This is a genomic window from Devosia sp. RR2S18 (assembly GCF_030177755.1).
GTDB classification, from domain to species: domain Bacteria; phylum Pseudomonadota; class Alphaproteobacteria; order Rhizobiales; family Devosiaceae; genus Devosia; species Devosia rhizosphaerae.
This window is the reverse complement of the sequence record NZ_CP126539.1, coordinates 1,611,896-1,634,946: the sequence shown is the minus strand read 5'-3', so window position 1 is coordinate 1,634,946 and position 23,051 is coordinate 1,611,896. Positions and strand designations below refer to the sequence as shown.

The window sequence follows — 23,051 nt, the reverse complement described above, 5'->3', positions numbered from 1 at the left end:
CGATTCTGGCACGAGGCCGGGAAAGGACATCTCCGGGCGCGGTGTCGATAGATCATTCCCGACCGTGGCGGAAAACGCCAAGAACTCGGCCGTCGCCTCTATGCAAACCAGATGCACCGCGGCCTCGTCAGGACCGGCAGCGCAATAGCCCGTGCGGAAAAAGCCCGTCAGCGGATCGCTCGAACAGGGCTGGAGCGATTCGCCGAGCACGTTGCGTTCCCCCGGGCCGGGCTGCCCCATCATGTTCAATTGCCGCGCTTCTCGAGCTTTTGCAGCACTTCCTTGACCTTGGAATTGATCTGGTCGAGCGAATAGGGCTTCGGCAGGAATTCGACGCTTTGGTCGTCCTCGATGTCGCGACGGACGCTCTCCTCAGCGTAGCCCGAGACAAAGATGACCTTAAGGTCAGGCATCGTCTTGCGGACATGTTTGAGCAGAGTGGGGCCATCCATTTCGGGCATCACGACGTCCGAAATCATGAGGTCGATCTTGAACTCGATGTCCTCGAGAACTTCCAGCGCCTCATCGCCGCCATCAGCCTCGAAAACCTCGTATCCGGTGGCCCGCAGGGCACGAGCCGAGAAGGCGCGGACGCTTTCCTCGTCTTCCACCAAAAGTATGCGCTCGTGGCCGGTGAGATCACGCACCGGCGCCGCTGCCAGAGTCTTGGCGGCAATCTCGTTGGCAGCAGGAACATGCCGCGGCAGGTAGATCTTGAATGTGGTGCCAACGCCAAGCATCGACTCTGGGTAGATATAGCCCTCGGTCTGCTTGACGATGCCGTAGACGGTCGAAAGCCCCAGCCCGGTGCCCTTGCCCAATTCCTTGGTGGTGAAGAACGGCTCGAAGATCTTCTGCAGCACATCGGGGCTCATGCCCGTGCCCGTGTCCTGCACTTCGATGAGGACGAAATCGGCCGCGATCATACCTTCATAGCTCAGGCGCTCGGCTTCGCCTTGCGCAATATTGGACGTGCGGATGGTGATCGATCCGCCCTCGGGCATGGCGTCGCGGGCATTGACCACCAGATTAATGATCACCTGCTCCAGTTGTACAACGTCGGCGCGAACCGGCCAGATGTTGCGACCATGCTCGACCGTCAGCGTGTTTTTCTCGCCGATCATGCGCTTGAGGAGGACGGTGAGGTCATCCACGATCAGCGGCAGCTCCAGCACTTGCGGGCGCAAGGTCTGCCGACGCGAGAAGGCCAGGAGCTGGCGGGTCAGACCGGCAGCGCGATTGGCGTTCTGCTTGATCTGCATGAGTTCGCTGAACGAGGGGTCGCCCGGCTTGTGCTTGAGCAACAGGAGGTCCGAAAATCCGATGATGGCGGTCAGCAAATTGTTGAAGTCATGCGCCACACCGCCGGCGAGCTGGCCCACGGCCTGCATCTTCTGGCTCTGCGCGAACTGGGCTTCGAGCTTGCGCTGGTCGGTCATGTCCAGGGCATAGACGTTAACGCGCTCAGGCGAGCCGGCGCCCGGCTCGGATGCCGACACATAGAGGCGCACGGCGTGGTCGCCTTCCCCGCTCAGCAATGCATCGACCGGCTCGACTTCCGAGCGGTTGGCGAGGGCATCGGCGATGGCCCGGCCAAAGCGCTCGCGGCTGCCCTCCCCAATCAGATCGCTTAGGGGCTGCAGTTCGAGGCTCTTCTCCTCGTCGACCCAGCGGAAAATGCGACCAAAGGGGGCGTTGGTGCGAATGATCCGCCCTTCCCCGTCCAGCGTCGCGATGGCGAAAGGCGTATCGTTGAAGAAGCGGGAGAAGCGCACTTCCGCCGCGCGCAATTCTTCTTCTGTGTCGGGCGCGCTCGACATATCGAGGACCAGGGTCCGCGTTTCACCCAGTTCACCATCCGCGAGGCGTGCGGCCCGGTGCAGCATGCGCACCGGCAGGCTGGTGCCGTTGCGGCGCACGAGGTCGATATCGATGATCTCGGTCCGGATCTCGCCATCCCCCCGGCCCCGCATGAGCAGCGTCGCGCCATCGCCGCGCACCAGATCGGAGAGCCGGAGCTGGCCGGCATTGAACTCGGCCAGGTCATAGCCCAGCCAATCGGACAGGGTGGAGTTGAGATATTGGATGTGACCATGCGCATCGGCTGAAAAGAAGCCGGCGGGCGAATGATCGAGATAGTCGATGGCGCGCTGCAGGTCGCGAAAGGCGCTCTCGTTGTTTTCCTTGTCGCGGGTAATGTCCTCGACGCTCCAGATCACCAGCGGCTTGCGGGCGTCGTCGGTCTCAGGCAGCGGCCGCACCGCAACGCGATACCAGAAAGCCCTTTGGCTTTCGGTTTGCGAGCCACCCAGTCCACCCATGATGCGGATGTCCTCGATGGCGCCACGACCGTCCTTGGCGGCCCGCGAGAGGCGGTAGATGGCTTCGCTCGCGTCCGACTGTCCGGCGAAAAGCCGCGGCACACCCACGGGCACGCCGTTGTTCATGGCGCCGGTGAAGCTGCCATACTGGGCATTCACATAGGAAATCTTGCCGTCCCGGTCCGACACGACGGCACCGAACGGCAGGCTATCCGCAACCGCCTGCGGAACGGTCCGACGCTCGTCGCGCCCGGCAAAGCGAAACAGGCCAGCTGCCAGGCCGAACAGGCAAAAGACGCCCACCACCGCCAGGACGCCGACAAAGGCGATGGTGGCATCGGGGGGGATTCGATCGCTGTAGAGCGAGAAGGCCACCGACAGGCCAATCAGGAAGAGACCTAACAGCACCACGCGCCACACGCTGCCGCCACCTTGTGGGGAGGAGACGAGCGGATCGGGATAGTTGTCATCGCCGAGCGGCGTCGATGCCATGGCTGGTGGGCTCCGGTGGGTGCGAGCGAATCGGGTGCAGCAAAAGGTCTAACAAAGGAATATCGTTGGCGGGAGACAGTAGCGGCTTTTCCACGCTTGGGGGACCAGGTTTGTTGCCGATGTGCCGATGCGCCGCCGAAATTTGGTCCCGTCGGTTGCGCGAAGTGGAGCGGACCCCGAGGCGAAACCGCCTCTTGGGATTGGTAGTAGGTGAGACGACTTCGCCTCGGGGTTAGCCGGGATTTGCCGGACCAGCTGGTGTTGCGTCTCCCCAAAGCAGGCAGGGAAAGGCGTATATCCGACCAACACCGCTCGGACCCACTCCGGGGGCGATCTCCCCGAAGTCCCGTGGTTCCACCCGCCTGTCTGGTCGCTGCAGCGCCGCTCCTGCGGGGGAATGGAGGGGAGTGTAGCTGAGGTTTTGGGGAGGGGGATAAGTGGATAGATGGGGTAGAGACCCCCACCTCGCCTCCCCCTGGGAGGGGGAGGCAGGGTGGGGGTGCTGGAGCCCTGATTAGCACATTACCGCGCCTTCCAGCCGGCGCCCTTCTTCAACCGCATGACAAACCCGACTACCTCGGCGACGGCCTTGAAGTGCTCGGTCGGGATGCTCTCATCGACATCGACGCTGGCAAAGAGGGCCCGGGCCAGCGGCGGGTTCTCGACGATAGGTACGTCGTGCTCCTTGGCCACTTCGCGGATGCGGAAGGCGATGGCGTCGGCGCCCTTGGCGACACATTTCGGCGCCGGCATGCCGCGCTCGTATTTCAACGCCACGGCAAAGTGGGTGGGGTTGGTGATGACCACCGTGGCGTCGGGGACCGCTGCCATCATGCGCTTGCGGGAGCGCTCCTGGCGCAGCTGGCGGATGCGGCCCTTCACATGCGGGTCGCCTTCCATCTGCTTGTATTCGTCCTTAGTCTCCTTGAGCGTCATCATGTGCTTCTTCCACCATTTGTGGCGCACATAAAGGAAATCGGCAAAGGCGATCAGCGTCACCACGGCGAGCGTAGCGCCGAAGATCTTGAGGCCGATTTCCTGAAATTCGGCGAGGATGATCAGCGGATCGGCGGTCATCATGGTGTCGAGCCGGTCACGCTCGGGCCAGACGACGAGCACCAAGATTGTGCCGACAATGGCGATCTTGAGAATGCCCTTACCGAAATTGACCAGGGACTCACTCGAGAACAGGCGCTTGAAGCCGGCGAGCGGCGAGACCTTGGAGAATTTGGGGGTGATCGGCTCGGCCGACATGACGAAGCGATGCTGCAGCAGATTGGCAGCGATCGCGCAGAACGAGAGGATCAGCAGCGGCACCAGGATGGTGCCGACCAGCGCCAGCGCCAGATTGTTGAAGAAGGACTGAAATCCGGCGCCACCTACCTCGAACTGGTCGGCATTGACCATGACGAGGCGAAGCGAGCCCATCAGCGAAGCGCTGGTGGCGGGGGCCATCATGACAAAGACGAGAGCCGAGCCGGCGAGCATGAACCAGGTGACCACTTCCTGGCTCTTGGCAACGTCACCTTTCTTGTGCGCGTCCTCGAGTTTCTTTTGGGAGGGGTCTTCTGTTTTGCTTTCTTGATCGGGGGCTTCGTCCGACATCTCAGCCCCTCCACATCGTCAAATGCTCTTCGAAGGCCATGAGATACCACCCCATCATCATCGAGAGCAGCAATGCGAACAGCACGAGCCCGACCATGACGTTGGCCGGCATCAGCACAAAAAACACCTGCATGGCCGGCATGAGCCGCGCGAGGATACCGGCACCGAGATTGAACACGAGCCCGAAAACAATAAAGGGCGCCGACATTTGGATGCCCAGGTTGAAGGCTTGCGTAACGGTGCGGATGGCCAGCTGCGCCGCATCATCGAACATCAGCGGCATGTCGAGCGGAAAGACCGCGTAGCTGTCATAGGTGGCGGCGAGGGCCAAATGATGTAGATCGGTCGCAAATATCAGCGTCACGGCGAGCAGGCTGAGAAAGCTGCCGAAGATTGCGCCCTGCACGCCCGCTTGTGTCGGATCGGCGGTCATCGCGATGGAAAGCCCCGTCTGGAACGCGATGATGGCCCCGGCCACCTGTGTCGCCATCAATAGAATGCGGACGATGGCACCCAGCATCAAGCCGATGGCCAGCTCATGAAACAGCAGGCCCACGATCGCCATGATCTCGCTCGGCATGGAGGGCAGGCTGGGCGCGAGCAATGGGAAGACCACCAGCGTGAAGGCGAGTGCAAAGGAGAGCCGCATGCGGACCGGGATCAAATCCTCGCCCAACGCCGGCATGAGCATGAGGATGGCGCCAATGCGCGCGAACAGCAGCAGGTAGAGAAAGGCCGTATTGGGCAGCCAGTCGAGCCCGATGGTCACCTCAGCCGCCTACGATGATCATGTCTACTACGCGCGTCATGTAGCCACCCATCGTAGCACCCAGGAAGGGCAGCGTCAGCAGCATCGTAATGAAGATCGCCAGAATTTTGGGGACGAAGACCAGGGTTTGTTCCTGGATTTGCGTCAGCGCCTGGAACAGCGCGATCACCACGCCAACCAGCAGACCCACGATCATCATCGGCGAGGAGATGATGATCAGCGTCCAGATGCCATCGGTGGCAATATCGAGGGCGTCGGCGCCGGTCATGGCAGAGTTTCCGTCGAATCGTTAACCCATCATAAGCCAAACGCGCCGAGCGGGCAGCGTAATGACTAGATCGGCATCCGCATGATCTCTTCGTAAGCCGAGATCACCCGGTCGCGGACCGTCACCATGGACTCGATGGCGATCTCGGTTTCGCTGAGGGCGGTCACCATGTCCACGACATTGGCTTTGCCGTTGACCATGTCCATGGCCATGGCCTCGCTGGTCTTGCCTGCATCGACAATACCTTGCACCTGGCTGGCCAGCATGTCGGCAAAGCTCGAGCCGCTGGCGGGCGCCGCCGCGGTGAGATCGGTCTGCGGGCGCGCCGACTGGCTGATGAGCTTGCCAACCTGCCCATAGGCGGCGGTGGCAGCGTTGAACGGGGCGTTGATCGCCATGGCGATGCTCCTTAGCCGCGCAGGATGTCGAGCGTGCGCCCGAGCATCTGCCGCGTAACGGTGACGACGTTGAGGTTGGCTTCGTAGGTGCGTTGGGCCTGACGCATATCCATTGATTCAACCAGCGAGTTGACGTTGGGATACTGCACATAGCCCTTCTCGTCCGCGGCCGGGTGGCCTGGCTCGTAGCGGCTGGAGAAGTCGCCCATGTCATAGGCGAGCTTGCCCACCTCGACGATCCGGCCGCCGACTTCCGCATCGAAGCTGGATTCGAAAGTAGGGATACGGCGGCGATAAGGCTCCTCGCCCGGCGCTTTGCCGGCCGAGTCGGCATTGGCGAGGTTCTCGGCGATGACGCGCATGCGCGCAGTCTGGGCGTGGAGCCCAGTTGCGGCGATCTTGAGTGAAGCGTTGAAGTCCATGTGTTCCTACTCCTAAGCCTGCCGACCGAGCGCGGTGCGGAGCATCTTGACCGACTTCTGGTAGAGGGAAGTGGCGGCCTGATAGTCCATGAGGTTGGTCGTGACCTTCATCATCTCGTCTTCGAGGGTCACCCCGTTACCTTCGGGCGTGATCTCGAAACTGGCCATGCGCTGAGCGCCAAAAGCGGTCTCGCCGCTGCCACCCACCGAGAAGTGCATGGGCTGGGTCGCTACGGTTTTCACCGAGGCACTGGAAAATGCCGCACCCGCGGGATCGAATGCGTATTGCCGGAGATCGCGGCCGTGATAGCCGGGCGTCTCGGCATTGGCTACGTTCTCGGCTAGCAAGCCCTGGCGTGCCTGATGCCAACGCATCTTGTCCGTCAGCGCCGAGAAGACTGGCATGTCCATGAGGCCCATCGGCCGAATCCCCAACTGGCTGGAATGCGATAGGCAATACTTGCCCACTGCATGGTTAACCGGAAGTTAACCGCGACCGCTTGGCGCCGTTTTGGTCTCGCATTCTGCACATTCCGCCGCTAACTAGGCAGAAGCTGCCGACCAGAGTCGGCGGTGGGCACTCGGGAGCGACTATGCAGTTCATCACCAGCCTCTTTGGCGGTTCGGGCAATTCCGTACTGACGGCACTCTTCGCCTTGGGCGTGGTGCTGGTGCTGATCGTGCTGGGTGTGTGGCTGCTTAAATTTGTGTTCAACGCATCGGGCAATGTAGCGCGTGGGCGGAACCGGCGGCTGGCGGTGATCGACAGCCTGCCGATTGACCAGAAGCGCCAATTGCTGATCGTGCGGCGCGACAATGTGGAGCATCTGATCCTCACCGGCGGCCAACACGACCTTGTGGTCGAAACCGGCATTCCCGTAAGCGAGGCTCCTGCGCAACCCTCCCGCCGCCCCATCCCCACAGTTGCCGCGCGCAAACCCGCTCCAGGCAAACCGGTGGCGGCTCGGACCGAACCGGCTGCCTCCCCTGCCGCCGCGATCGAGAAGCTGCGCGAGTTCGGACCCGCTGCCAATGGGCCGCGTTCCCTGCGCCATACGGGGTTGCTGCGCCCGGGCACGGAAACTGCTGATAACCCGGACATAGCCGATCGGTTCGACACCGACTCAGCTAAAGAGAACGAAGCGCAGCGGCGGGCGGAAGGCACCGATTTTGTGGCAGGTAACAACGAGGCGAACCGAAGCTAAGGGCACGTTCGCGCGCCTTTGCCGCCGCCTCCCTCTTGCCGGACTGGCCGCAATTGCGCTGCTGATGCTGTCGCCCGCGATTGCCTCGGCACAGGAACTTTCGATCGATTTCGGTGATGACTCGACCCTGACCGAGCGGGCCGTGCAGATCATCGGCCTCATCACGCTCCTGTCGCTGGCCCCCTCCATCCTGGTGATGGTAACCAGCTTCACGAGAATCGTGGTCGTGCTGTCGCTGTTGCGCACGGCCATCGGGCTGCAAACCGCGCCGCCCAACTCCGTCATGGTTTCGCTGGCGCTGTTTCTCACGCTCTTCGTAATGCAGCCGACATTGCAGGCCAGCTACGACCAAGGCATCGCCCCACTGATCGCGGGCGAGATCGAGTTCGCTGAGGCTTTCGAAGAGGCGGCCGGTCCCATTCACGCGTTCATGCGGGCCAATGTTCGTGAGCAGGATCTGGCGCTCTTTTATGACCTGACCGAAGCGGAAATACCCGCCGAGCCCGAGGCGGTGCCGCTCCAATTGCTGGTGCCCGCCTTCATGATCTCCGAACTCCGGCGCGCTTTCGAGATCGGCTTTTTGCTCTTTTTGCCTTTCGTCGTCATCGACATGGTGGTCGCCTCGGTGCTGATGGGCATGGGCATGATGATGCTGCCGCCGGTGGTGATCTCCCTGCCGTTCAAGCTGATCTTCTTTGTCCTGGTGGACGGCTGGTATCTGGTCGCCGGATCGCTGGTCCGCAGCTTTGTGGACGGAGGCGGCGGCTAGCGAGCCGCGAGACCAGCGCCGGGCTCGCTGGCACCCATCGGCGCCAGCGCACCATCGGCACCGTAGGTCTCCCGATAGGAGGCAAGGAAAGCGTTGATGCCCTCGACATTAGAAATCTGGCTCGCCACGGTTTTGAACTCGAGGCTGGTGACCTCAACCTGCCCGGTGACCAGATCAAACATCGGCCATTCCGGTGTCGTCACCATGGCATCGCCGAACTTGGAGCGCAGGCGCGATAGACCGATGCTGTCATTGCCCAGCACGTAGCCGACCCCCGCCTTGACGAGGTTCATGCGGGCGGGCTGGGCAAGGGCGCCGCTGGCGGGAGCACCGGCATATAGCGCCTCGAGCATTTCGCTAGCCTGACTGTAGCGTCGCGCCTTCCAATGTGCCTCGATGCGCAATAGATCGACGTCACGGCCGGCCATGTCACGGAGCATGTCGAGCGCGAGCTGATCCCGTCCGCCATCGATCATGGCGCGCGCTTCCAGGATTCGGCGCTGGCGCGCCAGCGAGTCCGGCAGGCCGGGAAGTCGCGTTGCGTTTAGGACGCGGAGCGCCTCCTGGGGGCGTCGATCGGCGAGATAGATGACGGCGAGATCGGCGGCCACTTGCGTGCGCGCAACGCCACGCAAGCGGTTGTCGAGCTGGTATTCGAGGAGTTCCGCCGCCTGCGAGAGGAGGTCCACCCGCACGAGCCGTCGTGCGAGATTGCGGATCATTTCATCGCCGCGCGTGCCAGCGGGGGTCAATTCCCGGAAATCGTAGTAGACGCTGAGCGCCTCCACCGGACCCAGCGCATCCGCCGCACCCTCAAGGAAGAGCTTGTTGAACCAGCGCGCGGCTTCCTCCTGCAAGGCGTTGACCGGCGGGCTTTCTGGATAGGTCGAAACCGCCTGTCGCACCGTCTCAAAACCGAGACGATAATCGCCGTTCTCGAAGTAGAGCTTGGCCAGCATGTTCTGCATGTTGGCTTCCAACGGGTTGCCCCGCCACAGCATGGCCTCGGCAGCGAGCGTTTGAGCGGCCTTGCCGAGATCGAGTGTACCCTGTTGCTGCAAGAGGCCCAGCGTTCGGTACACTGCTTCAGCGCGTGTCGGCCGGAAATCGGCTGCGATCACCTGACCATAGGTGTCGAGGGCTTCCTCGATACGGCCCCGCGCCTCGTCGATCCGCCCGGCCAGCAAGTGGTATTCGCTTGCCTGCTCTGGATCGAGCTCGGCAAATTTTATGTCCTGCAGGAAGGACTCTGCCATGGGCAGATCATCGGCTTCGATCGCGGCTCGAATGGCAGCAAAGGAGAAGGCATGCCGCACCCAGGCCGGGTAGGACTCGACGATGGCTTGCGCCTCCATGGCGTCGAGCCGCGCACCGCGATAGTCGTAGGCGTCGGCACGGGCGATGGTCCGCCAGATCAGCCCATCGAGCTCTTTGCCCAGCGTCGCGGAATTGAGGATGGCGAGCGCCTCGGGCGTGCGACCCGCCATCGTGGTGGCAACAGCCTGCAGCAGACGCAGTTCGCGGGTGTTGTCCTTGTTCTCGATATCGTTCTCGAGGACCCGCAGCACGCCCAAGGCTTCATGGGCAAACTGATTGGCGATGTAGTACCTGGCAAGATCTAGTCGCGCCCGATCCCGTTGCTCACCCTCAGCCCGAGCAGCCTCCACCTGTAGGTCATGCAGCTGCCGGTCATAGGCACCGAAATCGGTCTGCTCCAATCGCACCAGATCCACAAATCCGCTGCGCACCTCAGTGCTTGCCGCATCAGCCGTACTGCGCGGTGCATCCAGTGCGGAAACGGTAAGGCCCCCCGGCGTACCGATGACCGCCAGATCGCTCTCGATACTCACAGCAAGGTTGGATACCTCAGGCTTGACCACCAGGCCGTGCACGCTGCGCAAAGCCGAAAACTCCACATAGTCGAGCGTGCGGGTGATGCCCCGAGCCGGAGGATAGGCGGTGACCACCCTGAGCAGGTCCCCCACCACCGGATCGCGGAACTCATGGATACGCGCCGGCCGGGTCAACTTTGCGACCATTTCGAACTCGCCCTCGAAGCCGCGGCGACGACTGAGTTCGATGGGTTCTGTGGGGGTGAGCATGATGTCGCCCAAGGACAACACCCACGCACGCCCCTCCGAGCCGAGGGTTGCCAAACGGTCCTGCGCCAAGTCCAGCCGTACCACCTGGGCATCGGCCGACGCCATAACATCGAACGTCTGTGCGACCGCTTCGAAATCTTGCGAAGCGTCGGGCGGCAGGATCCCGACGGTGCTGTCGAACATCAGCCATACGGTATCGCCCCGCCGGAACACCGCTGCGGGAGTATCCTGCTCGAATGGGAAGACCATCCGCACGGTAGAGCCCAAAACGCTGACGAATGGCTTGATCGGCGCGGTGGCGCTGGCCGGATAAAGCGCATCGACATCGGGACGGGGATGATCGCTGTTCGGCGCCGTGCTGGCGTGCGCCACGTTTGCCTGCGGATCGGGCAATTCGAACTGCGGCAAGCCTTGGCCAGCGATATCGATATCCAGGACATATTGCTGGGGCGAGTTTTCGTAGAAGCGCGGCTTTATGCCTTCGGCCACCTGCAGCAGCACCCGAGATCCGTCCGGCGTCACCTCACCTTCGACGCTCAGAATTTCGGCCGGCAAATTGCTGGCCAGTTCCCGCAAGTCAATGTCGACCGGCCATTCAAAGGCGATCAGACCCAGATCTTCCTCTTGCACATATTCGGCCGTCGTCGGTACGGACCAATCGAACTGCACCCGCATGAAGGTGGGATTGCGTCCGACGCGGATGGTGGCTTGCGGATTGAACTCCTCGACCCCTGCCCGCTTGCGGTCCTGCTCGGCGCGGATTGCAGCCAAGCGTGCCCGCTCTGCCAATTCCTCCACCACGTCTTGCGGCAGGGCCGGCGGCATGCCCTGCCAGGAGTTCGGCAGGAGATCGATGAAGAGCTTTTCGCCAGCCTCGATGCGGTTGAAGGTGAAAGCCGAGCGCAGGCCCAGCCGCAACCCGCGACCATCGGGGTCCACCCGGGCCACCGACAAATAGTTGGGCATGGTCGTGCCGACATCGGGCAGGATGATCGAGATGGACTCTTCGAATTCCAGAGACAGCACCCCGTTTTCGAGGCGCATGCTGTATTTGGGCAGGGTGTCGCGGCCGGGAAAGCTCAGGATCAGACGGCCATAGCCCTCTTCCTGGGTAGCAAAAAGCTGCCCCTCCTCCTGCGCCATGAGCGGGGCGGCACCAAGCGCCACCAGCGCAGCGCCGATCGCCAGGCCCATGCGGACCCCATGCCAAGCTCGTCTGATGGTCGTCTTCACCGGCTTCTGCCTGTCCCGACGTACTCATGCACGTCGGGACCAAGCCTTCGGCTCGCTCATTTGGACGCGCGGGTTACAACACTCTAGGTGTGCAACCTAGCGGGGGTGACTTAACGTCCCCTTACAAAGCCATTGCAAGAATTGCCTATTGGCCAACAATCTGGGGCAGTTCCGCCAAGTCGTCCGGTGTGATCTGCGCGGGCGGTAGATCGGCGATGGCAGCCATCTTGACGGTCAGCTCCTGCGCGCGGGCGGGGCTCATTTCGGCAAGGATCGGCGCCATTTTGCGTGGGCTCATGGTCTTGGCAACCCGCAACAGCACTTCCATCTCGAGATTGTTGAAGATGTTGGCCGCGTCCTTGGGTTTCATCGCTTCATACATGGCGACAATGCTGGCGAACTGCCCCTGCTCCATTTCCTGGCGCTGGTCGACCAAAGAGGCGATCTGCGCCTCAAGAGCTTCGAGGGTTAGCGAGCGCTCCTCGATCCGCTGCTCGGCAGCGTCGACCAGCGATGCACGCATGGCGAGATCCTGCTCATACTGCAGCAGCTCTTCGCGCCGGGCGGCAAGGCGAGCCAGCAATTGCTGTTCCGTCGCCGAAGAACCCTCGGTATCGATCAACTGGGTGACGGCTCCCCCATTGAGTGCCAGCGGCACCGCGTCCCCATTGGGCAAGCACTCGACCTTCATCATCTCCGCGAAAGCCTGGGCGTCGGCGTCGGGGGCCTCTTCGTGGTCAGAGGATTCGGCGTCGCCATGGCTACCCTCGGCATCGCCCTCGGTCTCGGCCTGCACCAGAGCACCCGTCGCATCCTCGATCAGCGTTGCGTCACCGTCGATGCAGTAGGCGCTGGAAATCGCCGGGCCGCTCGCTTGAGCGGCACCCTCGGGGACAACAGCCCCATCATGGGTGTCACTGGCGCCGTGCTCCTCGTCAGTTCCACCATGTTCCGCAGCAGGTTTGGCCGTAGGCAGCATCGGAGCGGGATCGGCTATGGTTGGGCTGGTGTCCTCGACCGTCGGCTCGCCGATGCTCTGTTCCCCGCCTGCATCTGCGGCAGGGGCTGCAGGGCTATGGCCTCCACCACCAGCGGCCTGCGCCACCCCCACACCGGCCAAGACATAGCCTCCCTCGGTCACCAGACCCAGGGTCTTGAGCACCAGGAGGGCCGAGATGGCCAGGACGACGACGGGCAGCAGCCGGATATTGGTCACGCGGCGGCTCCGCGGGTGCGCACGCGCGCGGTCAATTGTTCAAGCGCGGACTGCACCTTGTTGGGCGCCTCGATGGGCTCGGCAGGCTGTGCCGGTCGCGCAGCACTGGTGATCTTGGCAATGCGTTCCATCAGCACTGTACCGGCATTGACGTGATGGGCCAGTTCGACGCCGAAGCGCTCGGCTTCCTCCAGCCGGGTGTTGAGCGTCAGATCGGCCTCCACCGCCGTCTGCTTCAACTCCTTGATCGCCTGGTTGGCGAGGTTGGTGGCACTGACCAGATCCGCCACCATCTGCCGCATCATGTCCTTGTCGGCATGCAGGCGCTTGAGGCGCTGGTTGAGCACGATGCAATAGCCGATGGTCAGGGCCAGGAGAACGGCCACCGCGCTTTCGACCAAGAGCCCCAGGGGCAGACTCATCATCATCGTCCTTCCATATTCGCGTCGATCGCCTCGAAATCGGCCATGGTGACCTTGGGCGGATTGAGGGGGCGCGTTACCCGCACCGATACATTGTTGCCGATGTGGCCCATGATGGCCTCGGTAAGTTCGACATCGCCACACCGCAGGCGCACGGGGTCGGACGGCTCACGATCGAACATGATGGTATCGCCTGGCTGGATCGTCAGCATGCGGGCGAGTGGCAGGTCCTGCTCATGCAGCACGGCTTCGATCTCAACGTCGGCCGAGTAGATTTCGGTGGCAAGATGGCCTTCCCAGATAGGGTCCCGGCCGAACTTCTCGCCCATGAACATCTGCAGCAATTGCTCGCGGATGGGCTCGATGGTGGCATAGGGCAGCAGGATCTCGATCTTTCCGCCGCGATCGTCCATTTCGATGCGCAACTCAATCAGGATTGCTGCATTGCCGGGGCGCGAAATGGCCGCAAAGCGCGGATTGGTTTCCATGCGCTCGAGCTTGAAGTTGACCTGGGTCACCGGCTCGAAGGCGCGGTGCGTATCCTCCAGGATCAATTCGATCATGCGGCGCGCCAGCGCCATTTCGATGGTGGTATAGGGACGCCCCTCGACGCGAATGTTACCGCCAATGCGCCGGCCGCCCAGCAGCACGTCTATCATCGAATAGATCAAGGAGGAGTCGACGGTCAGCAGACCATAGTTCTCCCATTCCTCGGCCCGGATGACCGAGAGGATGGCTGGCAGTGGTATGGAGTTAAGGTAGTCGCCAAACCGCACCGAGGAGATCGAGTCCATGGTGACTTCAACGTTGTCGGACGTGAAGTTGCGCAACGAGGTCGTCGCCAGCCGGACCAGCCGGTCGAAGACGATTTCGAGCATCGGCAGACGCTCGTAGGAGACCAGAGCGGAATTGATCAGGGCCTGGACGCCCGTCAGTTCCACCGTGCTGCCCACGGCCGCATCGAAACCGAGGAGACTGTCGATTTCGTCCTGGTTGAGGACGCGATCGGCGCCCTCCCCGTCCGCATCGGTGCCTTCGAGCATGGCGGCCCATTCCGCAGCAGCGGCGGCAGCCTTCTCCTCCTCGGTCATATCCTCTTCCGCCACTTCGGCCGCACCGGTTGCGGACATATCGAGATCATCAAGACCCCAATCGTCACTGAGTTTATCCTGCTCGGAAGGACCCGCCATTATTGCACCAGCAATTCCTTGAAGAGGATGGACTCCACCCGGCTCGGGTAAATGGCGACGTTGACGCGGCGCAGCAGCTCTTCTTTGAGGCGATAGACGCCCGCCGAGCCTTCGAGGTCGGAGCGCCGCAGTTCGCGCAGATAGACCTGGAAGGCATCGATGACCTTGGCGACCCGCGGCTGAATTTCGATCATCATCGCTTCATTCTCGACCTCCAGAGCCACCGTGAGGCGCATGAAAGCCTTGCCGTCCGCCTCGTTGTTGAGGTTCACGATCATGGGCGGGAGATTGAAAATAAACGTCTGCGGTGCTTCGACGGCGGGCACGCCGTGCGCGTCTACCGCGCCGTGCTCGGCTTCCGCTGTGCCTGAGGAGAGAAAGAAGTAGAGGCCCGCACCAGCGAGCAACACGACGACGGCCGCCGCACCAATGATGATGAAGAGCTTGGGAATGCCCTTCTTGGCCGAGCCGGCGCCTTCGATGTCTGCTTCAGCGGCCATGCCAACCCTGCTGTGCCTCGGATTTCCGGACGATTCCGGTGTCCACTCCAGCTAAGCGCTTGATGGTTAACGATTGGTTACAAGGTGCCTCTGGTGGGCAGAAATTGCCGGGCAGCTTTTGCCGCATGGCGCCTGATCCGCTCAAAAGCTGTCGACCCAGGACTTCGGCTAAGTGTCTGAAATTGCTTGCTCTCGAGCCTTGGCATGGTTTTCGCAAGGTAAACGGCGGAACCACCGGCTTGGGGAAGTGGGCAGTTCCGGGGACGTTAACGGGGATCAGCGATGATCGAAAATGCGCAACTGATCAGCCTCTCGCGGCAGATGGCGCTGCAGCGGCAGATGGACGTGGTGGCCAACAACATGGCCAACATCAACACCTCTGGCTTCAAGGCAGAAAACATCCTCTTCGAGGAATATGTGATGCCGGTCGCCCGCAACCGCGACTTCCAGCGCCTCGACCAACCCCTCTCCTACGTTCAGGACTGGACCACGGTGCACGACCTCTCGGCCGGCGCAATGGTTCAGACCGGCAATGAGCTAGACGTCGCCCTCAGCGGCAATGGTTTCTTTGCCATCGAAACCCCGGCCGGCGAGCGCTGGAGCAAGTCCGGCTCCTTCCAGATCAACGCGAACGGCACGCTCGTGGACCTCAACGGCAACGCCGTTCTGGGCGAAGGCGGTCCGATCCAGTTCGGCCCCGAGGAAACCGGCATCCTGATCGCCGCCGACGGTTCGATCAGCACCAGCCAAGGACCGAAGGGGCGTCTCCGCCTCGTTGAGTTCGCCGACCCGCAGGAGCTTACCCGCGAAGGTAGCAACCTTTTCGCTGGCGGCACACCTGTGGCTGCGACCGGAACCCGCACCATGCAGGGCTTCGTCGAGCGGTCGAATGTGTCCGGCGTCAGCGAGATGGCAGAGATGATCCGCGTGACGCGTGCCTATGAATCGGCAGCCTCCATGACCCAACGCCAGGACGAGATGCGCCGCACAGCCATCCAGCGCCTGGGCGAACCCAACGCCTGATCGGGAGCACTGCCATGAAAGCACTCTATATCGCATCGACCGGCATGAGCGCCCAGGAACGCAACGTCGAAGTCATCTCCAACAACATCGCCAACATGCGGACCACTGGCTACAAGCGCCAGCGGGCCGAGTTCGAGGACCTGCTGTACCAACAGATCTCCCGCGCCGGTTCCACGACCTCGGACCAGGGCACCATGCTGCCCGCCGGGCTCGAGATCGGTTCGGGCGTTCGCACCGTCTCGGCACCCCGCGTCATGAGCCAGGGCACGGTCAACATGACCGAGCGTGAACTCGACGTTGCCGTGCGCGGCGAGGGCTTTTTCATGGTGCAACTGCCCGACGGCCGCACCGGATATACGCGGGACGGCTCCTTCGAACGCTCGGCGGATGGCATGCTAGTTACCTCGAGCGGGTACGCTTTAGAAGGTGGTATTAACATACCAGCTGACGCTCGCTCTGTATCAATATCAGCGGACGGCACTGTCGAGGCCTTCGTGGGAAATGCGCCAGAGCCGATGCAGCAGGGTCAAATACTATTGGCCCGATTCGCTAACAAGTCAGGTCTTGAGTCTCTGGGCGACAACTTGTTCATAGAGACGCCGGCGAGCGGGGCACCGCAGATCGGCGTGCCCAACGCGGACGGCACCGGCAATCTGCTGCAGAACTACCTGGAAATGGCCAACGTCAATTCGGTGACCGAGATTGCCGATCTGATCGCTGCGCAGCGCGCCTATGAAATGAATTCCCGTGTCATCTCCGGAGCCGACGAGATGATGCAGTCAACGACCCAGCTACGTTAGGAGGGCCGCCATAATGATCCGCCGCCTGACCGCCCTCACCCTCTCGACCCTGCTTCTCGCTGGCACCTGCCTGGCGGAACCGATGTTGCAGTCCGACGTAGTAGTCGCCGCTCCCGTCGTAACGGTCGGCGATATGTTCGCCGATGCCGGTGCCCTAGCCGAGGTGGGCCTGTTCCGCGCCCCTCAGCCCGGCACGACTGGCATCGTACCGCTGGCCGATGTACGGGCGGCAGCCAATCGCGCCGGACTGACTGGTTTCAACCCCGCAGGGCTCGAGGCCGTGCGGGTTACCCGCAGTGCAACCCTCGTTGATGAAGCATTGCTGAACGAACTTATCACTGCCGATCTCACTGCTCGCGGCATCCTGCGGCAAGGCATGTCCGCCGATACGCTCTTTTCCCAGCCGATCGCCGCTATCAATGCTGAGGCAGTTGCCGAACCCGCCAAGATCGTCAGCCTGCGGTATCTTCCCGGCACTGGCGCTTTCACCGCCCGCTTTGTGGTGGCGGGATACGAGCAGCCGCTTGATCTGACCGGCACCATCGAGGTGATGATCGAAGTCCCCCACCTGGTCTCGTCCCTAGCGGCCGGCACCGTGCTGGCGCCCGAGCACCTCGAGATGCGCGCCGTACCCCTGCGCTTCGCCGAGCCGACTGGCATTGTCGGCGTCGAGGACATCGTGGGTCAGTCGCTCAGCCGCCAGAGCCGCGAAGGCATGATGCTCAAAGCCTCGGACGTCCAAACCCCGATGCTGATCAGCAAGAGCGATCTGGTCACCATTTACTTCCGCAAAGGACCAATGACCCTCAGCGTCAAAGGCCAGGCACTGACCAGCGCCACCCCTGGCAAACCGGTCCAGGTCCTCAATCTCATGTCCAAGCGCGTCATCAGCGCCACCGCCCTCGCCGCAGGTGCAGTCGAGGTCAGCCATGACCCGCTCGCCATTGCCGGCCTCTGAACTGCTGCAGGAGAATATCCAATGAACCTCTTCAAACTCGCCGCTCTCCTGACGCTGACGGCCACCCTTGCCGGCTGCAACACCACCGATCGCCTCGCCAATGTCGGCAATGCACCAGTGCTTACCGCCATCGAGGATCCAACCACTGTAGCTGGCTATCAGCCGGTGCGCATGCCAATGCCCGCCGCCATCGCCGATACCTACCAGCCCAATTCGCTCTACCGCACTTCGGCCAAGGGCTTCTTCAAGGACGAGCGGGCGCACCGTATCGGCGATATCCTGACCGTGATCGTCACGGTCGACGATAGCGCCCAGATCGACAACTCGACCCAGACCGGCCGGTCCTCGACCAACTCGGCGGGCCTAGGTGGCATCTTCGGCGTTGCCGTGAACAATGTCAGTGCGGGCACTATCGATCCTAGCGGCATTATCGACATCAATTCGGGCATGGAGAATTCGGGCAATGGCTCGGTTAACCGCCGAGAGAGCCTTGAGACTTCCGTCGCCGCAGTGGTGACGCAGGTGCTGCCCAACGGCAACCTGGTGATCGAAGGGCGCCAGGAAGTGCGCGTCAACTTCGAAGTCCGCGACCTCATCGTCGCTGGCATTGTGCGTCCGTCGGACATTCAGGCCAACAACACCATCCCCTCCACCAAGATTGCCGAGGCACGCATCGCCTATGGCGGCCGCGGCCAGATCACCGACGTCCAGCAGCCCCGCTATGGCCAGCAGGTCATGGACGCGATCCTGCCCTTCTAACCAGTTTCCCCGCCGCACTTCCCCAAGCCTGCGGCAGGCTCCCTGAAGGTCCAGAAGGACCAACGTCACCCGGCCTCAGAACGAGGCCACCTTCCCCAAGAGGCGCAGTCCCCCGGCTGCGCCTCTACCCCTTTTCAGGCGCGACCAAGGCTGCCAGTGTACGCACCATTTTGGGAGTCAGCCAGATGTCGGGATCAAAAGTGGGGGTCGGCGTAGCACTTGGAATTGCTTTGGGGGCAGCTCTGGGTATCGCCTTTGAAAATCTCGGGCTTTGGATCGGCGTCGGCTTGGCGGTCGGCGCGGCTCTGGGTGCTGCCTGGACGCGAGTGGGGAACCACAAGAAGGGTCGCTCCTGAAAGGGCCTCTTGCCCGTTGTCCTCAGCTATGGAACACCATTTCGGCTATTTCGGAGTGATCCATGTCCTTTCAGAAACTCGACGAACTCGGCCGCACGCTCGAAGCCCTTGAGCATGCCATCTCCATTCTCGGCGCCGACGAAGCGACGCATATGGCCGTGGGTGGGGGCGACAAGCGGGCCGAGGCCATGTCGCACTTGGCGGGCCTCTATCACACCCAGGCCACCGCGCCCGAAATTGGGGACTGGATTGCCGATACCAGGGAAGAATCTCTTTCTGAGGATCAGCGGCTAGCCCTTGGAGAATTCGAGCAAAATTACATCAGCGCCACCTGCCTGCCGACCGAGTTCGTGCAGCGTCGCACAGCGGCCACCATGCGGTCCGAACAGCTCTGGCGTGAGCTGCGCGCCAAAGGTGACTGGGACAGTTTCCTCCCTGCGCTTGAAGGCGTGGTCGCCCTGGTGCGCGAAGAAGCGCAATTGCGGGCCGACGCCCTGGACCTCGCGCCCTACGACGCGCTTATGGAGCAATATGATCCGGGCAACCGCACGGCCGAGCTCGATCTGGTGTTCGATGATCTCAAGACCTTCCTAAAGGACTTCGTGCCCGAGGCAGTGGCCGCCCAGGAGCGACGCCTGTCGGTGCGGCCGCGCAAGCCGCTCAACGCGCCATACCCGATTGAGAAGCAGCGCGAACTCGGGCTTGCGGCAATGCGAGGCGTGGGTTTTGATTTCACACACGGCTCTCTGGCGGTCTCCCATCATCCGTTCTGCGGCGGCGTACCCACCGATGTGCGCATGACCACCCGCTATCGGACCGATGAGTTCTTGTCTTCGCTCATGGGCGTGCTGCATGAGACTGGCCACGCCCTATACGAGCAGGGGCTCCCCAAGGAGTGGTCACATTGGCCGCTTGGCAAGGCACGCGGCATGGGTATTCACGAGTCCCAATCCCTGTTCGTGGAAATGCAACTGGCGCGCAGCTCCGAGTTCTGGGAATGGGCTCTGCCCCTGGTCCATCTCCACCTGGGTGAGGATGCGATACCCGGCTGGGATATCCCGGACATTCTCAACGAGGTGAACCATGTCGAGCGTGGCTATATCCGCGTCGATGCCGACGAGGTCACCTACCCGCTGCATGTGATCCTGCGCTACGAGCTGGAGCAGGATCTGGTGAGCGGCAAGCTCGAGGCCAGCCAAATTCCCGAGGCGTGGGACGCCAAGATGACCGAGTATCTCGGCATCTCGACTATCAACGACCCAAAGGACGGCCCGATGCAGGACGTTCACTGGCCCTCAGGCGCGTTTGGCTACTTCCCCAGCTACACGCTCGGCGCCATGATCGCCGCACAACAATGGCGCGCCCTCGAACAAAGCCTGCCCGACATTCGTGAGGACGTGCGGAGGGGTGACTTCGCCCGCGTCAACCAATGGCGTGCCGAGCAGATCTGGAGCCAAGGCTCGCGCTGGTCAACCCCCGACCTCATTACCCGCGCAACAGGCGAGCCGCTTAACGCCGATTTCTTTAAGGCTCACCTGCGTCAGCGCTACCTCGGCTAGCAGCAAGGTCATGGAACCGGCGTTGGGCGACCGCGTTGCGTGACGGGGCACAAGGACGACACACTCGATGCAGACCAGCAGTGGCGGCGCCGACTTCTTGAGCGGTGGCCGCGAAATGGCCGAGCGCATTCGCGCCTTTGATTGGACGACCACAGGCATGGGCCCCATCGCGGACTGGCCCGTGTCGATCAAGACAACCATCGGCGTCCTGCTCCGGTCCCCCGTGCCCATCGTCACCCTCTGGGGCGAGCGCGGCACGATGATCTACAACGATGCCTATTCCGAATTTGCTGGCGGCCGGCATCCCGAGCTCTTGGGATCGGCCGTACGCGAGGGCTGGGCTGAGATTGCCGACTTCAATGACAACGTCATGCGGGTGGGGCTTGCCGGCGGCACGCTTTCCTACGAAGACCAGGAGCTGACGCTTCACCGCTCGGGCCGTCCCGAACAGGTGTTCATGAACCTCTATTATTCGCCCGTGATCGGCGAGGCCGGAAGCCCCATCGGCGTCATCGCCGTAGTCGTGGAGACCACCAGGAGCGTTCAAGCCAGCAAGCAATTGCAGGAAAACGAAGAGCGGCTGCGCTTCCTCGATGAACTCGGCCGTGCGACAGCCAGCGCCGTCGACCCAGACGAAGTGATGCGCATCACAACCAAAGCAGTGGGCGAGCATCTGGGCGTCAGCAATTGCGCCTATGCCGATATGGAAGCCGACCAGGATCACTTCACCATCCGTGGGGATTGGAGCGCCCCCGGCTCCCCCTCCATAGTCGGCCACTACAGCCTGGCCGATTTCGGCGAACTGGCCGTTGCCAATCTCAGCCAAGGCAAGCCCCTCGTCATCAACGACAATCTGCGGGAGATTGCCCCCAGCGAAGCTGCGACCTTCCAGAGCATCGGTATTGCTGCCACCATCTGCATGCCGCTCGTCAAGCAAGACCGGCTCACCGCCCTCATGGCCATCCACGACAAGGTGCCGCGTCAATGGGGTGACCGTGAACTGGCTCTGTTGGGCGAAGTTACGGAGCGGAGTTGGGCGCATATCGAGCGCGTGCGTTCGCAGGCGGCGCAACGGCGCAGCGAGCGGCAGTTCCGCGAACAACTTGAAGCCATGGTTCAGGAGCGGACTGCCGCGCTGGCCCAGAGCGAAAAGAATATCCGCACCATCTTCGACACCTCCCACCTCTACCAGGGGCTGTTGGCACTCGACGGCACCGTCCTCTATTTCAACGATACGGCACTTAACGGCATGGGCGCGGCCCGGCAGGACGTGCTTGGCCGTCCCCTTTGGGACACGCCATGGTTCAGCGACACCCCCGGCATGTCCGATACCATTCGGCTCGCGGTGGAAGAGGCGTCCCGCGGCCAGACTGCCTCGCTGCCCCTTACGCTCAAATTGGCTGCGGGCACCCGCAATTTCGATTTCACGCTGCGCCCCGCCTTCAACGAAAAGGGCGAGGTGATTTCCCTTGTGCCCGAAGCGGTGGATACGACGGCCCGGGTCAAGACCGAACAGGCCTTGCAGCAAGCCCAGAAGATGGAAGCCATCGGCAATCTGACCGGCGGCGTCGCGCACGATTTCAACAATCTCCTGATGGCGGTTTCAGGCAGCCTCGAGCTCCTGCGCAAGCGCGTGCCCGAGGACGAAAACCTTTATCGGCTGATCGACAACGCCATCCAGGGTGCGCGGCGCGGCAGTTCGCTGACCACGCGCATGCTGGCCTTTGCGCGCCAGCAGGAGCTGCAGACCCAGCAGGTGGACCTCTCGGAGCTGATCTCGGGCCTAACCGAACTGATGGAACGTTCGCTCGGACCCACGGTCGAGATCAAGACCGAGCTCCCATCAGGCCTGCCCAGCGTTGATACCGATGCCAACCAGCTGGAGTCGGCAGTGCTTAACCTGGCGGTAAACGCTCGCGATGCCATGAACGGCACGGGCGAGATCCTCATTGCTGCGCGCGAGGAACAGATCGGCCCAAGCGATGGAGAACTGGCGCCTGGGACCTATGTCTGCCTCTCGGTCACCGACACCGGCGAAGGCATGGACGCCGCGACGCTCAAGCGAGCCACCGACCCGTTCTTCACCACCAAGGGCGTGGGCCGCGGAACTGGTCTGGGGCTCTCCATGGTCCATGGCTTTGTCGAGCAATCGGGCGGCAAGCTGCAGCTCAAAAGTTATCCCGGGCAAGGCACCACAGCGGAAATCTGGCTGCCGGCCCTCCACGGCGCCAAGGCTGCTCCCCTGCTGACCGTCTCAGCCCCCGACGAACCGGTGCCCGCCAGTCCGAGCAACGCTAAGCTCAACATTCTCGTGGTTGACGACGATGCCTTGGTGCTGATGAACACTGTCGCCATGCTCGAAGATCTGGGCCACCGCGTCAGCGAAGCCTATTCGGGAGCCGAAGCGCTGAAACTCTACGAGCAGGAAAATTTCGATCTGGTTGTCACCGACCACGCCATGCCACGCATGACGGGCGCGCAAATGGCTGCGACAATCCGGGCCATTCGCCCAGCCCAGCCTATTCTCCTGGCAACCGGCTATGCCGATATTCCACCCGGTGCCGACGCCACCCTGCCCCGGCTCTCCAAGCCCTTCACGCAAGCCAACCTGGAAGATGCGGTCAGCCGCGCCATGTCGGCAGACCAGACGCAACGCCGGGCCGCCAGCCGGTAAAAAAGGCCCG

The 23,051-nt window shown here is 62.4% G+C and carries 21 protein-coding genes and 1 pseudogene; 9 read left to right on the top strand and 13 right to left on the bottom strand.

Translation table 11 applies throughout. From position 1 onward, the window contains the following. Window positions 1-66: 66 nt before the first annotated feature. The 8 genes and pseudogenes from QOV41_RS19845 to flgB all read right to left on the bottom strand — a co-directional run. Window positions 67-240, bottom strand: a pseudogene (locus QOV41_RS19845) (DUF2237 family protein); the annotation flags it as partial. 5 nt (window positions 241-245) lie between these two features. After that, the gene (gene cckA, locus QOV41_RS07980; RefSeq protein ID WP_284580654.1) at window positions 246-2,813 is read right to left on the bottom strand and encodes a cell cycle histidine kinase CckA; all 2,568 of its coding nucleotides are present in this window, start codon (window positions 2,811-2,813) and stop codon (window positions 246-248) included. A gap of 522 nt (window positions 2,814-3,335) precedes the next feature. Then, complete coding sequence (flhB, locus tag QOV41_RS07975) at window positions 3,336-4,418, bottom strand: flagellar biosynthesis protein FlhB (protein ID WP_284580652.1); 1,083 nt, start codon at window positions 4,416-4,418, stop codon at window positions 3,336-3,338. Between the two features lies 1 nt (window position 4,419). Then, window positions 4,420-5,187: a flagellar biosynthetic protein FliR gene (fliR, locus tag QOV41_RS07970; RefSeq protein ID WP_284580650.1), complete on the bottom strand. Its 768-nt coding sequence runs from the start codon at window positions 5,185-5,187 to the stop codon at window positions 4,420-4,422. Between the two features lies 1 nt (window position 5,188). After that, on the bottom strand, window positions 5,189-5,455 hold the full coding sequence (gene fliQ / locus QOV41_RS07965) for a flagellar biosynthesis protein FliQ (protein WP_284580649.1): 267 nt from the start codon (window positions 5,453-5,455) through the stop codon (window positions 5,189-5,191). A gap of 65 nt (window positions 5,456-5,520) precedes the next feature. Then, a complete protein-coding gene (locus QOV41_RS07960; RefSeq protein ID WP_284580646.1) occupies window positions 5,521-5,853 on the bottom strand; it encodes a flagellar hook-basal body complex protein FliE in 333 nt (110 codons plus the stop codon). Window positions 5,854-5,864: 11 nt separating this feature from the next. After that, a complete protein-coding gene (gene flgC, locus QOV41_RS07955) occupies window positions 5,865-6,275 on the bottom strand; it encodes a flagellar basal body rod protein FlgC (protein ID WP_284580645.1) in 411 nt (136 codons plus the stop codon). Between the two features lie 12 nt (window positions 6,276-6,287). After that, entirely contained in the window at window positions 6,288-6,695 is a 408-nt protein-coding gene (gene flgB / locus QOV41_RS07950; protein ID WP_284580643.1) for a flagellar basal body rod protein FlgB, read from the bottom strand. A 173-nt stretch (window positions 6,696-6,868) separates the two neighbouring features. Here flgB and QOV41_RS07945 point away from each other — a divergent pair, with 173 nt between their 5' ends. Then, window positions 6,869-7,480, top strand: a complete 612-nt coding sequence (locus tag QOV41_RS07945) for a flagellar biosynthetic protein FliO (RefSeq protein ID WP_284580641.1) — start codon at window positions 6,869-6,871, stop codon at window positions 7,478-7,480. 64 nt (window positions 7,481-7,544) lie between these two features. After that, window positions 7,545-8,249 (top strand): flagellar type III secretion system pore protein FliP, encoded by a 705-nt coding sequence (fliP, locus tag QOV41_RS07940; RefSeq protein ID WP_284580640.1) that lies wholly within the window; start codon window positions 7,545-7,547, stop codon window positions 8,247-8,249. Here fliP and QOV41_RS07935 read toward each other — a convergent pair. The 5 genes from QOV41_RS07935 to QOV41_RS07915 all read right to left on the bottom strand — a co-directional run bounded on the left by QOV41_RS07935 (window position 8,246) and on the right by QOV41_RS07915 (window position 14,912). Next, window positions 8,246-11,584: a tetratricopeptide repeat protein gene (locus QOV41_RS07935; RefSeq protein ID WP_284580638.1), complete on the bottom strand. Its 3,339-nt coding sequence runs from the start codon at window positions 11,582-11,584 to the stop codon at window positions 8,246-8,248. The genes fliP and QOV41_RS07935 overlap by 4 nt on opposite strands. 145 nt (window positions 11,585-11,729) lie before the next feature. Beyond that, window positions 11,730-12,800, bottom strand: coding sequence for a MotE family protein (locus QOV41_RS07930; RefSeq protein WP_284580637.1), 1,071 nt, complete (start codon window positions 12,798-12,800; stop codon window positions 11,730-11,732). Further along, window positions 12,797-13,228, bottom strand: a complete 432-nt coding sequence (locus tag QOV41_RS07925) for a DUF6468 domain-containing protein (RefSeq protein WP_284580635.1) — start codon at window positions 13,226-13,228, stop codon at window positions 12,797-12,799. Before QOV41_RS07925 ends, QOV41_RS07930 begins: the two co-directional genes overlap by 4 nt. Then, on the bottom strand, window positions 13,225-14,412 hold the full coding sequence (fliM, locus tag QOV41_RS07920) for a flagellar motor switch protein FliM (RefSeq protein WP_284580633.1): 1,188 nt from the start codon (window positions 14,410-14,412) through the stop codon (window positions 13,225-13,227). The genes QOV41_RS07925 and fliM overlap by 4 nt, the downstream gene beginning before the upstream one ends. Continuing rightward, window positions 14,412-14,912, bottom strand: coding sequence for a flagellar basal body-associated FliL family protein (locus QOV41_RS07915; RefSeq protein WP_284580631.1), 501 nt, complete (start codon window positions 14,910-14,912; stop codon window positions 14,412-14,414). The genes fliM and QOV41_RS07915 overlap by 1 nt, the downstream gene beginning before the upstream one ends. Before the next feature lie 285 nt (window positions 14,913-15,197). On the opposite strand from QOV41_RS07915, the gene flgF reads away from it, so the two are divergent. From flgF to QOV41_RS07880, 7 genes are all read left to right on the top strand, one after another. After that, complete coding sequence (flgF, locus tag QOV41_RS07910) at window positions 15,198-15,935, top strand: flagellar basal-body rod protein FlgF (protein WP_284581222.1); 738 nt, start codon at window positions 15,198-15,200, stop codon at window positions 15,933-15,935. A 14-nt stretch (window positions 15,936-15,949) separates the two neighbouring features. Next, the gene (gene flgG / locus QOV41_RS07905; RefSeq protein WP_284580629.1) at window positions 15,950-16,735 is read left to right on the top strand and encodes a flagellar basal-body rod protein FlgG; all 786 of its coding nucleotides are present in this window, start codon (window positions 15,950-15,952) and stop codon (window positions 16,733-16,735) included. A gap of 13 nt (window positions 16,736-16,748) precedes the next feature. After that, window positions 16,749-17,693 carry a flagellar basal body P-ring formation chaperone FlgA gene (gene flgA / locus QOV41_RS07900; RefSeq protein ID WP_284580627.1) on the top strand — a complete coding sequence of 315 codons (945 nt, stop codon included), beginning with the start codon at window positions 16,749-16,751 and terminating at the stop codon, window positions 17,691-17,693. Between the two features lie 21 nt (window positions 17,694-17,714). Further along, window positions 17,715-18,452, top strand: a complete 738-nt coding sequence (flgH, locus tag QOV41_RS07895) for a flagellar basal body L-ring protein FlgH (RefSeq protein ID WP_284580626.1) — start codon at window positions 17,715-17,717, stop codon at window positions 18,450-18,452. Window positions 18,453-18,637: 185 nt separating this feature from the next. Then, the gene (locus tag QOV41_RS07890) at window positions 18,638-18,808 is read left to right on the top strand and encodes a hypothetical protein (protein WP_284580624.1); all 171 of its coding nucleotides are present in this window, start codon (window positions 18,638-18,640) and stop codon (window positions 18,806-18,808) included. Window positions 18,809-18,870: 62 nt separating this feature from the next. Next, a complete protein-coding gene (locus tag QOV41_RS07885; RefSeq protein ID WP_284580623.1) occupies window positions 18,871-20,367 on the top strand; it encodes a carboxypeptidase M32 in 1,497 nt (498 codons plus the stop codon). 67 nt (window positions 20,368-20,434) lie between these two features. Next, window positions 20,435-23,041 carry a GAF domain-containing hybrid sensor histidine kinase/response regulator gene (locus tag QOV41_RS07880; RefSeq protein ID WP_284580621.1) on the top strand — a complete coding sequence of 869 codons (2,607 nt, stop codon included), beginning with the start codon at window positions 20,435-20,437 and terminating at the stop codon, window positions 23,039-23,041. Window positions 23,042-23,051: the final 10 nt, after the last annotated feature.

Excerpts from the sequence above, each read along its gene's own strand:
- cckA (WP_284580654.1), bottom strand. The coding sequence starts at position 2,813 with ATGGCATCGACGCCGCTCGGCGATGACAACTATCCCGATCCGCTCGTC.
- flhB (WP_284580652.1), bottom strand. The coding sequence starts at position 4,418 with ATGTCGGACGAAGCCCCCGATCAAGAAAGCAAAACAGAAGACCCCTCC.
- fliQ (WP_284580649.1), bottom strand. The coding sequence starts at position 5,455 with ATGACCGGCGCCGACGCCCTCGATATTGCCACCGATGGCATCTGGACG.
- QOV41_RS07960 (WP_284580646.1), bottom strand. The coding sequence starts at position 5,853 with ATGGCGATCAACGCCCCGTTCAACGCTGCCACCGCCGCCTATGGGCAG.
- flgC (WP_284580645.1), bottom strand. The coding sequence starts at position 6,275 with ATGGACTTCAACGCTTCACTCAAGATCGCCGCAACTGGGCTCCACGCC.
- flgB (WP_284580643.1), bottom strand. The coding sequence starts at position 6,695 with ATGGGCCTCATGGACATGCCAGTCTTCTCGGCGCTGACGGACAAGATG.
- QOV41_RS07945 (WP_284580641.1), top strand. The coding sequence starts at position 6,869 with ATGCAGTTCATCACCAGCCTCTTTGGCGGTTCGGGCAATTCCGTACTG.
- fliP (WP_284580640.1), top strand. The coding sequence starts at position 7,545 with ATGCTGTCGCCCGCGATTGCCTCGGCACAGGAACTTTCGATCGATTTC.
- QOV41_RS07925 (WP_284580635.1), bottom strand. The coding sequence starts at position 13,228 with ATGATGATGAGTCTGCCCCTGGGGCTCTTGGTCGAAAGCGCGGTGGCC.
- fliM (WP_284580633.1), bottom strand. The coding sequence starts at position 14,412 with ATGGCGGGTCCTTCCGAGCAGGATAAACTCAGTGACGATTGGGGTCTT.
- QOV41_RS07915 (WP_284580631.1), bottom strand. The coding sequence starts at position 14,912 with ATGGCCGCTGAAGCAGACATCGAAGGCGCCGGCTCGGCCAAGAAGGGC.
- flgG (WP_284580629.1), top strand. The coding sequence starts at position 15,950 with ATGAAAGCACTCTATATCGCATCGACCGGCATGAGCGCCCAGGAACGC.
- flgA (WP_284580627.1), top strand. The coding sequence starts at position 16,749 with ATGATCCGCCGCCTGACCGCCCTCACCCTCTCGACCCTGCTTCTCGCT.
- flgH (WP_284580626.1), top strand. The coding sequence starts at position 17,715 with ATGAACCTCTTCAAACTCGCCGCTCTCCTGACGCTGACGGCCACCCTT.
- QOV41_RS07890 (WP_284580624.1), top strand. The coding sequence starts at position 18,638 with ATGTCGGGATCAAAAGTGGGGGTCGGCGTAGCACTTGGAATTGCTTTG.
- QOV41_RS07885 (WP_284580623.1), top strand. The coding sequence starts at position 18,871 with ATGTCCTTTCAGAAACTCGACGAACTCGGCCGCACGCTCGAAGCCCTT.
- QOV41_RS07880 (WP_284580621.1), top strand. The coding sequence starts at position 20,435 with ATGCAGACCAGCAGTGGCGGCGCCGACTTCTTGAGCGGTGGCCGCGAA.